The sequence below is a fragment of the Azorhizophilus paspali genome (assembly GCF_043587585.2).
GTDB classification, from domain to species: Bacteria; Pseudomonadota; Gammaproteobacteria; order Pseudomonadales; family Pseudomonadaceae; genus Azotobacter; species Azotobacter paspali.
This window is the reverse complement of the sequence record NZ_CP171449.1, coordinates 3,322,731-3,335,607: the sequence shown is the minus strand read 5'-3', so window position 1 is coordinate 3,335,607 and position 12,877 is coordinate 3,322,731. Positions and strand designations below refer to the sequence as shown.

Genomic DNA, 12,877 nt, shown 5'->3' with positions numbered 1-12,877 from the left:
CTCTACAGATAAGCGCTCTGGAGGGTTTCTAGGTTGCCCTGTGCTTGCAGGATCAGCTCGCAAAATTCACGGGCCGCACCTTCGCCGCCGCGCGCTCGGGTGACGCCGTGGGCATGCTGGCGGACGAAGGGATCGGCGCTGGCCACGGCCATGCCCAGGCCGACGCGACGGATGACCGGCAGGTCAGGGAGATCGTCACCGAGGTAGGCGACCTGCCCGTGGTCCAGCTTCAGTTCGGCAAGCAGCTCATCCAGTACAGCCAACTTGTCTTCGCGCCCCTGGTACAGGTGCTGGATGCCCAGGTTCCGGGCGCGGCGCTCGACAACCGGGGTACTGCGGCCGCTGATGATAGCGGTGCGCACTCCGGAATTGATCAGCATCTTGATGCCATGACCGTCCAGCGTGTTGAAAGTCTTAAATTCGCTGCCGTCGGCCAGAAAGTACAGACGCCCGTCGGTGAGCACTCCGTCGACATCGAAAACGGCCAGGCGAATGCCCAGAGCCCGCTGCAGCAATTCGTCGTTCATCTTACAGAACCCCCGCCTGCAGCAGATCGTGCATATTCAAGGCACCGACCGGACGATCCTCCTCGTCTACCACCACCAAGGCGTTGATCTTATGGTCTTCCATGATTTTCAGGGCCTGGGCGGCGAGCATTCCTGCACGTGCGGTCTTGCCGTGCGGGGTCATCACTTCGTCGATAGTGGCCTGGCGCACATCGATATTGCGATCCAGGGCGCGACGCAGGTCGCCGTCCGTGAAGATGCCGGCCAGGCGTCCATCGGTCTCGAGCACCACGGTCATGCCAAGCCCCTTGTGGGTCATTTCCAGCAGCGCTTCGCGTAGCGTGGTGCCGCGCTGCACGCAGGGCAGGCTGTCGCCGGCGTGCATGATGTTTTCCACCTTCAGCAGCAGGCGACGGCCGAGAGCGCCGCCGGGATGGGAGAAGGCGAAGTCCTCGGCGGTGAAGCCTCGCGCCTCGAGCAGGGCGATGGCCAGTGCGTCGCCGAGCACCAAAGCGGTCGTGGTGGATGAGGTGGGAGCCAGGTTGAGCGGGCAGGCTTCTTGGCTGACGCCGGCGTCGAGATTGACGGTAGCCGCTCCTGCCAGGGGAGAGTCTGGATTGCCGGTCATGCTGATCAGGGTGATGCCAAGGCGTTGAATCAGTGGCAGCAGGGTAAGGATCTCCACGGTGGCGCCGGAGTTGGAAAGGGCCAGGACCAGATCGTCGCGTGTGATCATGCCCATGTCTCCGTGGCTGGCTTCGCCGGGATGGACGAAAAATGCCGGTGTTCCGGTACTCGCCAGGGTAGCGGCAATTTTGCGCCCGATGTGCCCGGATTTACCCATGCCGACGACCACTATCCGCCCCTTGCACTCGAGAATCAGTTTGCAGGCCGAGGTGAACGTATCGTCGATGCGTGCAAGAAGCGCCTCGATGGCCTCGATTTCCAGGCGTATGGTGCGTTGGGCTGACTGGATCGGGTTGCTCGAGTGTGGCATGGGGCAGCTCGTCGCTTGAAAAAGGCGTCGATTATAGCGGTAAAGGTCATATTTGCTCACGTTTCCACTGCCGCCATTACGGCCAGCGCGGCCTACGACGCCTGTATGCTTGGGACGCCGGTGCTTGCAGTGTTATAGTGCCCGACAGTCCGACCAAACGGTACGGTGTCCCTCTTTTGCCTTGGGGCGGCGTCTAGCCGAGAGGTATTCACATAGGAGTCTAGATGAGCGACTCAAACGACTACGCGGTCACGCTGAAGGGCGTTTCCTTCAAGCGAGGCTCGCGCAGCATCTTCAACAATGTAGATATCCGCATACCGCGTGGCAAAGTCACCGGAATCATGGGCCCTTCGGGCTGTGGCAAGACTACTCTGTTGCGTCTGATAGCTGCCCAGTTGAGGCCGGAAAGCGGTGAAATCTGGGTCAATGGGCATAATCTCCCGCAGCTTTCTCGCAGCGAATTGTTCGAGATGCGCAAGGAAATGGGCGTGCTGTTCCAGAGCGGGGCTCTTTTCACCGATCTGGATGTGTTCGAGAACGTTGCCTTTCCGCTGCGGGTCCATACTAAGCTGCCGGATGAAATGGTCCGTGACATCGTCCTGATGAAACTGCAGGCGGTCGGATTGCGTGGCGCCATAGATCTGATGCCCGATGAGCTTTCCGGGGGGATGAAGCGCCGGGTGGCGCTGGCCAGGGCGATTGCCCTCGATCCCCAGATCCTCATGTACGACGAACCCTTCGTCGGCCAGGATCCGATCGCCATGGGTGTGCTGGTCCGCCTGATTCGCCTGCTCAATGATGCTCTTGGCATTACCAGTATCGTGGTTTCCCACGATCTGGCCGAAACGGCCAGCATCGCCGATTACCTCTACGTGGTAGGCGATGGGCAAGTTCTGGGGGAGGGGACTCCCGAGGACTTGATGAACTCCAAGAATCCGCGTGTTACCCAGTTCATGAAGGGGCTGCCGGACGGGCCGGTACCCTTCCATTTTCCGGCCCCGGATTATCGCAACGACCTTCTGGGGAGGCGCTGATGCACAAGAGATCCCTCTTCGAGCAGGTAGGCCTGCTCGGTCGCGCTGCGATCGATGTGATCGAAGCGCTGGGGCGTTCCGCGCTGTTCCTGCTGCATGCCACGTTCGGCCGGAGCGGGGCCGGGGGCGGCTTCCAGTTGCTGGTCAAGCAAATTCATTCGGTTGGTGTACTATCGTTGCCGATCATTGTCGTATCTGGTCTCTTCATCGGCATGGTGCTGGCGTTACAGGGCTATAACATCCTGGTCAGCTATGGCTCGGAGCAGGCGGTCGGGCAACTGGTCGCCCTGACCCTGCTGCGCGAGCTGGGGCCGGTCGTCACCGGCTTGCTGTTCGCCGGACGTGCCGGTTCGGCGCTTACCGCGGAAATCGGCAACATGAAGTCCACCGAGCAGCTTTCCAGTCTGGAAATGATCGGTGTCGATCCGCTCAAGTACATCATCGCACCGCGCCTGTGGGCCGGCTTCCTTTCTATGCCGTTGCTGGCCGCGATCTTCAATGTGGTCGGCATCTGGGGGGCGGCCATGGTCGCGGTGGACTGGCTAGGCGTTTACGAAGGCTCGTTCTGGGCCAGTATGCAAAGCAGCGTGGGTCTGTACGACGACGTGGTCAACGGCGCGATCAAGAGCATTGCCTTTGCCTTTGTGGTGACCTGGATTGCTGTATTCCAAGGTTACGACTGCGAACCGACTTCGGAGGGAATCGGTCGCGCTACTACAAGAACAGTAGTCTATGCCTCGCTGGCCGTGCTGGGACTGGACTTCATTCTGACAGCCTTGATGTTTGGAGATAACTGATGCAAACCCGCACCCTGGAAACCGGTGTTGGCCTGTTCATCCTGGCAGGTATGCTGGCCCTCCTGATGCTGGCACTGCGTGTCAGTGGCCTGACGGTCAGTACCAATGGCGATACCTACAGGCTTTATGCGTATTTCGATAACATCGCCGGCTTGACGAATAGGGCCAAGGTGACTATGGCCGGCGTTGCCGTCGGCAAGGTCACGGCCATCGATCTGGATCGCAACAGTTACACCGGTCGCGTGACCATGGAGCTGGAAAAACGTGTCGACAATCTGCCGACCGACTCCACAGCGTCTATTCTGACCGCTGGCCTGCTGGGCGAGAAGTACGTTGGCATCAGTGTTGGAGGCGAAGAGGAAGTGCTGAAGGAGGGCGACTCGATCCGGGATACCCAGTCGGCACTGGTGCTCGAGGATCTGATCGGCAAGTTCCTGATGAACTCCGTCAACAAGGCCAAAGAAGAATAGTTACGAGGATATTCTCCCATGCTTACCGTTTTGCGTCGTGGTTTTCTGATTCTGCTGGCTCTTCTGCCGCTATTTGCAGTTGCGTCGACCACTCCCCATCAGGTAGTGCAGCAGACTACCGAAACTCTTCTCGATGATCTGAAGAAGAACAAGGCTTTTTATAAAAGCAATCCACAGGCTTTCTATGATGCATTGAATCGGATTTTGGGGCCGGTCGTAGATGCCGACGGAATTTCGCGTAGCATTATGACCGTCAAGTATTCGCGCCAGGCGAGCCCCGAGCAGATGACTCGTTTTCAGGAGAACTTCAAGCGTAGTCTGATGCAGTTCTACGGTAACGCCCTTCTGGAGTACACCAATCAGGACATTCGCGTATTGCCTTCGTCTGCTCCGGTTGAGGGTGACCGCGCCAGTGTCGGCATGGAGGTCCGCGATACTCAGGGTACCGTCTATCCGGTCTCCTACACCATGGTGAAGAAGCAGGATCAGTGGATGCTGCGCAATGTTGTCATCAATGGCATCAATATCGGCAAACTGTTCCGCGACCAGTTCGCCGACAGCATGCAGCGCAACGGCCAGAATCTTGACAAGACCATCGATGGTTGGGCCGATGTGGTAGCCAAGGCCAGGGATAGCGAAGAAGGTAGGAAGGCTCAGGGCCAATGAGCGAGGCTTCGATTCTTCAGGCCGAGCCTGGCGTGCTCGCCCTTTCCGGAGTGCTTGACTACGGTACCGGGCCAGCCCTGCGTCAACAGGGGCGGGTCCTGATCGGTACCGCCGGAGCTGACGGTTTGGTGCTCGATTGCTCAGGTGTAGAAAAATCCAGCAGTGTCGGGGTATCCCTACTGCTGGCGTATCTGCGCGATGCCAAGGCTGCCGGCAAGCGCCTGCAGGTGCGGGCGCTGCCCGAGGATATGTGTGAGATCGCCCAGGTTTGTGGGTTGCTCGAGTTCTTGCCGCTGGAAGCGTGAATCCGTGCAGGTCTTTTGTCGGTTCGATGTCGGCAGGGTTCGCAGCCGGTAGGCTTTTTTGTAAGATGAGCGGCTTTCCGGTGCATCCAGGAAGCCGGTCATTCCAAGGGCCTGTCTATTTGTGCGCCCATACCCCACTGCAGGAGTAATTCATGACAGCTTCCGAAGTATGCATGCAGCCTATCGAGGTCCAGACCTTTCTGGAGAGCAGGCTGGCTGGCGCCCAGGTTGAGGTGCAGGGGCAGGGCTGCGACTTCCAGCTCATCCTGATCAGCGACGAATTGGCAGCCATGAGCCCGGTGAAGCGTCAGCAATTGGTCTATGCACAGCTGAACGACTGGATCGTCGATGGCCGGATCCATGCCATCACCATGAAATTTTTCAGTCGCGCCGCCTGGGCCGAGCGTTCCTGAGCCTGTCTGCGCGAGAAACTATGGACAAACTGATCATTACCGGCGGTCATCGCCTCGATGGCGAGATCCGTATCTCCGGAGCGAAGAACGCGGCCTTGCCCATTTTGGCGGCGACCCTGCTGGCCGACACTCCTGTTACCGTCTGCAACCTGCCGCACCTGCACGACATCACCACGATGATCGAGCTTTTTGGGCGCATGGGGGGGCAGCCCGTGATCGACGAAAAGCTCAGCGTCGAAATGGACGCCAGCAGCATCAAGACGCTGGTAGCGCCTTACGAACTGGTCAAGACCATGCGTGCCTCGATCCTGGTGCTCGGCCCCATGCTGGCGCGCTTCGGCGAAGCCGAGGTGGCTCTGCCAGGAGGCTGCGCCATTGGTTCGCGGCCGGTCGATTTGCATATCCGTGGTCTCGAGGCACTGAGCGCACAGATCGAAATGGATGGCGGCTACATCAAGGCCAGGGCTCCGGCAGGCGGTCTGCGTGGCGGTCATTTCTTTTTCGATATCGTCAGCGTGACCGGTACCGAGAACATCATGATGGCTGCGGCGCTGGCCAGCGGGCGTACCGTGCTGGAGAATGCCGCTCGCGAGCCTGAAGTGGTCGACTTGGCCAACTTTCTGATCGGCATGGGCGCCCAAATTAAGGGCGCCGGCACCGACACTATCGTTATCGAAGGTGTCAAACGCCTGGGCGGCGGCCGTTACAGCGTGATGCCCGACCGTATCGAAACCGGGACCTACCTCGTGGCCGCTGCTGCCACCCGTGGCCGGGTCAAGCTCAAGGATACCGATCCCACCATTCTCGAGGCTGTACTGCTCAAACTGGAGGAGGCGGGGGCACAGATCGATACCGGCAACAACTGGATTTCCCTGGACATGAAGGGAAACAGGCCCAAGGCCGTGAACGTACGTACTGCGCCTTATCCTGCCTTCCCGACCGACATGCAGGCTCAGTTCATTTCCATGAACGCGGTGGCCGAAGGTATTGGCACCGTCATTGAAACGGTATTCGAGAACCGCTTCATGCATGTCTACGAGATGAATCGCATGGGAGCGCGCATTCTGGTGGAGGGCAACACTGCCATCGTCACAGGCGTGCCCTGCCTGAAGGGGGCTCCTGTCATGGCTACCGATCTGCGCGCCTCCGCCAGTCTGGTGATCGCCGGGCTGGTAGCGGAAGGGGATACCCTGATCGATCGCATCTACCATATCGACCGCGGCTACGAATGCATCGAGGAAAAGCTGCAACTGCTCGGTGCCAAGATCCGTCGCATTCCGGGCTAGGGTCGGCGTCTGGCATGGCGCCGATTTCAGCCCACGATAGGGTCAATATCAAGGACATCCGTTTTCATGCTAACCATTGCCCTGTCCAAAGGCCGGATTCTCGATGACACTTTGCCACTGCTCGCAAAAGCCGGCATCGTACCCGTCGAGAATCCTGACAAGAGCCGCAAGCTCATCATCCCCACTTGCCAGGAAGGCGTGCGTCTGCTGATCGTCCGTGCCACCGATGTGCCGACCTATGTCGAAAACGGTGCTGCCGACTTGGGTGTCGCCGGCAAGGATGTGCTGATGGAGTATGGTGGCCAGGGGTTGTACGAGCCCCTCGACCTGAAGATCGCTAACTGCAAGCTGATGACTGCCGGCAAGGTCGGTGCTGAAGCGCCCAGGGGGCGTCTGCGAGTGGCTACCAAGTTCGTTAATGTGGCCAAGCGCTATTACGCCGAACAGGGTCGTCAAGTGGATATCATCAAACTCTATGGTTCCATGGAACTGGCACCGCTGGTGGGTCTCGCCGACAAAATCATCGACGTGGTCGATACCGGCAATACTCTGCGCGCTAACGGCTTGGAGCCTCAAGAGCTGATCGCTACCATCAGCTCGCGTCTGATCGTCAACAAGGCTTCGATGAAGATGCAGCATGCGCGCATCCAGACCCTGATCGATACCCTGCGCGCCGCCGTCGAAAGCCGACATCCGGCCTGATCCTGACCCGCCAACGCCTATCCGTGTCATAGCGAAATTTCTCGGGTGCCCGCGCGGAAGGCTTGCTAGGCTAGCGGCGCCCGAGTTCCAGCCATTCAAGAGGCCGTTATGACCGCATCCCTCGCCCTTCGCCGACTCGACGCTGCCGATCCGGACTTTCCACGCCATCTGGATCATTTGCTTAGCTGGGAAAGTGTTTCCGATGAGGCCGTCAATCGACGCGTGCTGGATATCCTCCAGGCCGTACGCGAGCGTGGTGATGCTGCCGTAGTCGAGTTCACCCGGCGCTTCGATAATGTCGAGGCTGGCTCCATGGCCGAACTGATCCTGCCGCGCGAGCGTCTGGAGCTGGCCTTGACGCGCATTTCCCGTGAGCAGCGCGAAGCCCTGGAAAAGGCTGCCGGGCGTGTACGCCTGTACCATGAGCGGCAGAAGCAGGACTCCTGGACCTATACCGAAGCCGATGGCACCGTGCTCGGTCAGCAGGTTACTCCGCTCGATCGTGCGGGATTGTATGTGCCGGGCGGAAAGGCGGCTTATCCATCCTCCGTGCTGATGAATGCCATTCCGGCCAAGGTAGCTGGTGTCGCAGAGGTGGTGATGGTGGTGCCGACCCCGCGTGGCGAGCTCAACGAACTGGTGCTGGCTGCCGCCTGCGTGGCAGGCGTCGACCGCGTGTTCACCATCGGCGGAGCTCAGGCCGTGGCTGCGCTGGCCTATGGCACCGAGAGTGTGCCGCAGGTGGACAAGATCGTCGGCCCTGGCAACATCTATGTGGCTACGGCCAAGCGCCACGTATTCGGTCAGGTTGGCATCGATATGATCGCCGGCCCCTCGGAGATCCTGGTGGTCTGCGATGGGCAGAGCGATCCGGATTGGATCGCCATGGATCTGTTTTCCCAGGCCGAGCACGATGAAGATGCCCAGTCGATTCTGGTCAGTCCGGATGCCGATTTTCTCGAGTGGGTGGCCGAGAGCATCGCCCGCCTGCTGCCGACCATGGAGCGTGCGAAGATCATCCGTACCTCGTTGGAGAGGCGTGGTGCGCTCATCCGAGTGACCGACCTGGAACAGGCCATCACCGTAGCCAATCGTATCGCCCCCGAGCATCTCGAGCTGTCGGTAACCGATCCGCAGCGCTGGCTGCCGAAGATCCGCCATGCCGGTGCCATCTTCATGGGGCGCTATACCGCCGAGGCGCTGGGTGACTATTGTGCTGGTCCCAACCATGTGCTGCCGACTTCCGGTACCGCGCGGTTCTCGTCGCCGCTAGGCGTGTACGATTTCCAGAAGCGCTCGTCGATCATCTTCTGCTCGGCGGCGGGAGCTTCCGAGCTGGGCGAGACCGCATCGGTGCTGGCCCGTGGCGAGTCCTTGACGGCTCATGCGCGCAGCGCCGAGTACCGGATCAAGGCATGAAGTTCACACAAAACCGGCGGAGGCGAATCCGTCTGCGATGCTCACGAGCATAAGCGCGCCGGAGGATTGGCTTCCATGCAAGACGATTGCAACAAATCCGAGGAGAGGAAGGGCGTGAGCAAATTCTGGAGTCCCTTCGTCAAGAACCTGGTGCCCTATGTACCGGGCGAACAACCGAAGCTAAGCAAGCTGGTCAAGCTCAATACCAACGAAAATCCCTATGGGCCGTCGCCGCGGGTAATCGCTGCCATGCAGGTCGAACTGAACGATGGCCTGCGTTTGTATCCCGATCCCAACGGCGAGCGCCTGAAGCAGGCGATCGCTGACTACTATGGAGTGCGGAGCAACCAGGTGTTCGTCGGCAATGGCTCCGACGAGGTGCTGGCGCACATCTTCCATGGGCTGTTCCAACATGGCCGGCCGCTATTGTTCCCGGATGTGACCTACAGCTTCTATCCGGTGTACTGTGGTCTCTACGCAATTCCCTTCGAGACCGTTGCGCTGGACGAGGAGTTTCGCATTCGCGTCGAAGACTTTGTGCGTCCCAACGGAGGCATCATCTTCCCCAATCCCAATGCTCCGACAGGCTGCCTACTGCCGCTCGAGTCCATCGAGCGGCTGCTCGAGAGTAACCCGGACTCGGTGGTGGTGGTGGATGAGGCCTATGTGGATTTCGGTGGCGAGACAGCGATCGGTCTCGTTGACCGGCATGCCAATCTCCTGGTGACCCAGACCCTATCCAAGTCGCGTTCCCTGGCCGGGCTGAGAGTCGGTCTGGCGGTCGGCCACTCGGAACTGATCGAAGCGCTGGAGCGGATCAAGAATAGCTTCAATTCCTATCCGCTGGATCGTATGGCCATAGCTGGAGCGGCGGCGGCCTTCGAGGATCGTGCCTACTTCGAGCAGACCTGCCGGCGGGTGATCGACAGCCGCGAACGCCTGGTCGGTGAGTTGCAGCGTCTGGGCTTCCAAGTATTGCCATCAGCAGCCAACTTCGTCTTCGCTCGTCACCCCGTTCACGATGCCGAACGATTGGCGGCAGGGCTGCGTGAGCAGGGGGTGATAGTTCGCCATTTCAAGCAGGAACGGATTCGTCAGTTCCTGCGCATCACCGTCGGAACTCCGGAACAGAACCGGGCGCTGACCGACGTGCTGGCGGCCCTTTGCTGAGCCACAAGTGGGCCTGTCTCGTTCCCAGGCAGGGTGGTCTCATGGCTGCTGTACGGCGGTGGGTGGCGGGCGCAGACCGATCTCGGCGCTAAGGGTGAGGGCCTGGCCGTTGCGCAGGACCTCGATTTCGATGGTTTCTCCCGGTCGGGTCTGGGCGACCTGATTCATGGCATGGCGTCCATCGGTGGCCGGCTGGCCATCGATGCTGACGATCAGGTCGCCCGGTTGCAGACCAGCCCGTTGCGCGGGGCCGTCACGGTATATGCCGGCAACGACGATGCCTGGTCGGCCTTCCAGGCCGAAGGACTCGGCCAGCTCCTTGGTCAGTGGTTGCACCTCGAGTCCGAGCCAGCCGCGAATTACCTGACCGTGCTTGATGATTTCCTCCATCACCTCCAGGGCGAGCTTGGCCGGAATCGCGAAGCCGATACCCTGGGATCCGCCCGACTTGGAGAAAATGGCGGTATTGATGCCGATCAGATAGCCATTGGCATCGATCAGCGCGCCGCCCGAATTGCCCGGATTGATCGCCGCATCGGTCTGGATGAAGTCCTCGTAGGTGTTCAGGCCCAGTTGGTTGCGTCCGGTGGCGCTGATGATGCCCATGGTCACGGTCTGGCCGACGCCGAAGGGGTTGCCGATGGCCAGGGCGACATCACCGATGCGGATGCTGTCAGAGCGTCCGAGATACATGACCGGCAATTCGTCCAGATCGATCTTGAGCACAGCCAGATCGGTTTCCGAATCGTTGCCTATTACCCGGGCGAGGACTTCCCGTCCATCCCGCAGGGCGACAACGATCTGGTCGGCACCGGCGGTGACGTGGTTGTTGGTCAGCAGATAGCCATCCCGGCGCATGATCACCGCAGACCCCAGGCTGGATTCCAGGCGCCGCTGACTGGGCAGGGAGTTGCCGAAGTACTGTTGCAGCAGTGGATCGTCGAACAGCGGCTGGTTCGGTTTCTTGACGACCTTGGTGGTGTACAGGTTGGCCACCGCCGGTGCGGCGCTGCTCACGGCATTGGCATAGGAGACGGGGCCTTGGGGCGCAAGGATAGAGCGGGACAGTTGCTGCTCATCGGCAAGCTGCCGGGGCAAGCCGACCCACTCCGGATAACGCTGGATGATCAGCAGGGCCAGCAGCACTCCGACCGCCAGGGGCCAGCCAAGAAAACGCAGGGCCTTTAGCATGGAGTGGAGTCCTTGGGGTTGCGAGGGCTAAGGGGGGATCGTAAGGTGCGCCATTATACGAGGGAGCCGCCGACTGGCTAGCGGCTCGCGAGCCTTTCATGGAGACGTAGATGGCCATCGCCCTGTCCGAACTGGTAAAAGAAGCCGATCGCTATCTGGCGGTGAGTGGCATTGCCGATTATTGTCCGAATGGCTTGCAAGTTGAGGGACGTTCCCGGGTCGCCAGAGTCGTCAGTGGCGTAACGGCCAGCCAGGCGCTGCTGGATGCGGCTGTCGAGGTCGGGGCGGATCTGGTGCTGGTCCATCATGGTTATTTCTGGCGCAACGAAAATCCCTGTATCGTGGGTAACAAACGGCGCCGGCTGCATACCCTGCTGAGTAACGAGATCAGCTTGCTGGCTTACCATCTGCCGCTGGATGTACATCCCGAGGTGGGCAATAACGTGCAACTGGGCAGGCAGCTCGGGCTGCAGGTAGATGGAGCGCTGGAGCCGGGCAATCCGCGCTCGGTCGGTTTGATCGGCTGCCTGGCCGAGCCGGTGGCGGCACTGGAGTTCGCCCGGCAAGTGCATCAGGTGCTGGGTCGTCAGCCCCTGCTGATCGAAGCCGAGCGACCGATCCATCGTATCGCCTGGTGTACCGGAGCTGCACAAGGCTACATCGAACAGGCGATCGCCGCCGGTGCCGACGCCTATCTGACCGGCGAGGTTTCCGAGGCCACCGTGCACAGTGCTCGGGAGAACGGTATCAATTTCCTCGCGGCAGGGCATCATGCCACCGAGCGCTATGGTGTGCAGGCCTTGGGCGAGTACCTGGCGCGAACCTTTGACGTCGAGCATCTGTTCGTCGATTGCCCCAATCCGGTTTAAATGGTGGCTATATCGCTAGATCGCTTTGATCTAAATGCTTCGTCTATTAGAAGTGGGACTGTGCTAGAGTGCGCCGACGTCCCACGGCCCGCCGGCCGTAACCCATCCGCAATCCGTGAGTAACCATGGCCGACAAACTGACGCATCTGAAGCAACTGGAGGCGGAAAGCATCCACATCATCCGTGAGGTGGCCGCTGAGTTCGACAACCCGGTGATGCTGTACTCCATCGGCAAAGATTCTGCCGTGATGTTGCATCTGGCGCGCAAGGCATTCTTTCCGGGCAAGCTGCCGTTCCCGGTGATGCATGTCGATACTCAGTGGAAGTTTCAGGAGATGTACAGATTTCGCGACAAGATGGTCGCGGAGATGGGCTTGGAGCTGATCACCCATGTCAATCCCGACGGGGTAGCGCAGGGCATCAACCCCTTCACCCACGGTAGTGCCAAGCACACCGACATTATGAAGACCGAAGGCCTCAAGCAGGCGCTGGACAAGTACGGCTTCGATGCCGCCTTCGGCGGTGCTCGGCGCGACGAGGAGAAATCCCGCGCCAAGGAGCGCGTATATTCGTTCCGCGACAGCAAGCATCGCTGGGATCCGAAGAACCAGCGCCCCGAACTGTGGAACGTCTACAACGGTAAGGTGAAGAAGGGCGAGTCGATTCGAGTGTTTCCGTTGTCCAACTGGACCGAGCTGGATATCTGGCAGTACATCTACCTGGAGCAGATCCCCATAGTGCCGTTGTACTTCGCCGCCGAGCGCGAAGTCATCGAGAAGAACGGCACCCTGATCATGATCGACGATGATCGTATTCTCGAACATCTCTCCGCCGAAGAGAAAGCGCGCATCCAGAAGAAGATGGTGCGTTTCCGCACCCTCGGTTGCTACCCGTTGACCGGTGCCGTGGAGTCTACCGCCGCTACCCTGCCGGACATCATTCAGGAAATGCTCCTGACCCGCACGTCCGAACGCCAAGGGCGAGTCATCGATCACGATGGCGCCGGCTCGATGGAAGAAAAGAAACGTCAGGGTTACTTCTAAGGTCTTCGC

Annotated in this window: 15 protein-coding genes; 12 read left to right on the top strand and 3 right to left on the bottom strand. The window is 60.0% G+C overall.

Annotation, left to right across the window (positions count from 1 at the left end):
• Positions 1-2: 2 nt before the first annotated feature.
• Together ACGI6K_RS16165 and ACGI6K_RS16160 are read right to left on the bottom strand one after the other, a co-directional pair.
• Positions 3-527 carry a KdsC family phosphatase gene (locus ACGI6K_RS16165; protein ID WP_376948622.1) on the bottom strand — a complete coding sequence of 175 codons (525 nt, stop codon included), beginning with the start codon at positions 525-527 and terminating at the stop codon, positions 3-5.
• 1 nt (position 528) lies between these two features.
• Positions 529-1,503 (bottom strand): KpsF/GutQ family sugar-phosphate isomerase, encoded by a 975-nt coding sequence (locus ACGI6K_RS16160; protein WP_376948620.1) that lies wholly within the window; start codon positions 1,501-1,503, stop codon positions 529-531.
• A gap of 224 nt (positions 1,504-1,727) precedes the next feature.
• Here ACGI6K_RS16160 and ACGI6K_RS16155 point away from each other — a divergent pair, with 224 nt between their 5' ends.
• The 10 genes from ACGI6K_RS16155 (at position 1,728) to hisC (ending at position 9,765) form a co-directional block, all read left to right on the top strand.
• On the top strand, positions 1,728-2,537 hold the full coding sequence (locus tag ACGI6K_RS16155) for an ATP-binding cassette domain-containing protein (protein WP_376948618.1): 810 nt from the start codon (positions 1,728-1,730) through the stop codon (positions 2,535-2,537).
• Positions 2,537-3,334, top strand: a complete 798-nt coding sequence (gene mlaE, locus ACGI6K_RS16150; protein WP_376948616.1) for a lipid asymmetry maintenance ABC transporter permease subunit MlaE — start codon at positions 2,537-2,539, stop codon at positions 3,332-3,334. The genes ACGI6K_RS16155 and mlaE overlap by 1 nt, the downstream gene beginning before the upstream one ends.
• The gene (gene mlaD / locus ACGI6K_RS16145) at positions 3,334-3,804 is read left to right on the top strand and encodes an outer membrane lipid asymmetry maintenance protein MlaD (RefSeq protein ID WP_376948614.1); all 471 of its coding nucleotides are present in this window, start codon (positions 3,334-3,336) and stop codon (positions 3,802-3,804) included. Before mlaE ends, mlaD begins: the two co-directional genes overlap by 1 nt.
• A gap of 18 nt (positions 3,805-3,822) precedes the next feature.
• The gene (locus tag ACGI6K_RS16140; RefSeq protein ID WP_376948612.1) at positions 3,823-4,470 is read left to right on the top strand and encodes an MlaC/ttg2D family ABC transporter substrate-binding protein; all 648 of its coding nucleotides are present in this window, start codon (positions 3,823-3,825) and stop codon (positions 4,468-4,470) included.
• Positions 4,467-4,775, top strand: a complete 309-nt coding sequence (locus ACGI6K_RS16135) for an STAS domain-containing protein (RefSeq protein ID WP_376948610.1) — start codon at positions 4,467-4,469, stop codon at positions 4,773-4,775. Before ACGI6K_RS16140 ends, ACGI6K_RS16135 begins: the two co-directional genes overlap by 4 nt.
• A 173-nt stretch (positions 4,776-4,948) precedes the next feature.
• Positions 4,949-5,188, top strand: coding sequence for a BolA family protein (locus ACGI6K_RS16130; protein WP_376948713.1), 240 nt, complete (start codon positions 4,949-4,951; stop codon positions 5,186-5,188).
• 20 nt (positions 5,189-5,208) lie between these two features.
• Positions 5,209-6,474: a UDP-N-acetylglucosamine 1-carboxyvinyltransferase gene (gene murA, locus ACGI6K_RS16125; protein ID WP_376948608.1), complete on the top strand. Its 1,266-nt coding sequence runs from the start codon at positions 5,209-5,211 to the stop codon at positions 6,472-6,474.
• 66 nt (positions 6,475-6,540) lie between these two features.
• The gene (hisG, locus tag ACGI6K_RS16120) at positions 6,541-7,176 is read left to right on the top strand and encodes an ATP phosphoribosyltransferase (protein ID WP_376948606.1); all 636 of its coding nucleotides are present in this window, start codon (positions 6,541-6,543) and stop codon (positions 7,174-7,176) included.
• Positions 7,177-7,284: 108 nt separating this feature from the next.
• Positions 7,285-8,595: a histidinol dehydrogenase gene (gene hisD / locus ACGI6K_RS16115; protein WP_376948604.1), complete on the top strand. Its 1,311-nt coding sequence runs from the start codon at positions 7,285-7,287 to the stop codon at positions 8,593-8,595.
• A gap of 114 nt (positions 8,596-8,709) precedes the next feature.
• Entirely contained in the window at positions 8,710-9,765 is a 1,056-nt protein-coding gene (hisC, locus tag ACGI6K_RS16110) for a histidinol-phosphate transaminase (RefSeq protein ID WP_376948602.1), read from the top strand.
• A gap of 39 nt (positions 9,766-9,804) precedes the next feature.
• On the opposite strand, the gene algW is transcribed toward hisC, so the two are convergent.
• Positions 9,805-10,956: a Do family serine endopeptidase AlgW gene (gene algW / locus ACGI6K_RS16105; RefSeq protein WP_376948600.1), complete on the bottom strand. Its 1,152-nt coding sequence runs from the start codon at positions 10,954-10,956 to the stop codon at positions 9,805-9,807.
• A gap of 110 nt (positions 10,957-11,066) precedes the next feature.
• Here algW and ACGI6K_RS16100 point away from each other — a divergent pair, with 110 nt between their 5' ends.
• Together ACGI6K_RS16100 and cysD are read left to right on the top strand one after the other, a co-directional pair.
• Positions 11,067-11,825, top strand: coding sequence for a Nif3-like dinuclear metal center hexameric protein (locus tag ACGI6K_RS16100; protein ID WP_376948598.1), 759 nt, complete (start codon positions 11,067-11,069; stop codon positions 11,823-11,825).
• A 125-nt stretch (positions 11,826-11,950) separates the two neighbouring features.
• Positions 11,951-12,868 carry a sulfate adenylyltransferase subunit CysD gene (cysD, locus tag ACGI6K_RS16095; protein ID WP_012699943.1) on the top strand — a complete coding sequence of 306 codons (918 nt, stop codon included), beginning with the start codon at positions 11,951-11,953 and terminating at the stop codon, positions 12,866-12,868.
• The last annotated feature ends 9 nt before the right edge of the window (positions 12,869-12,877 follow it).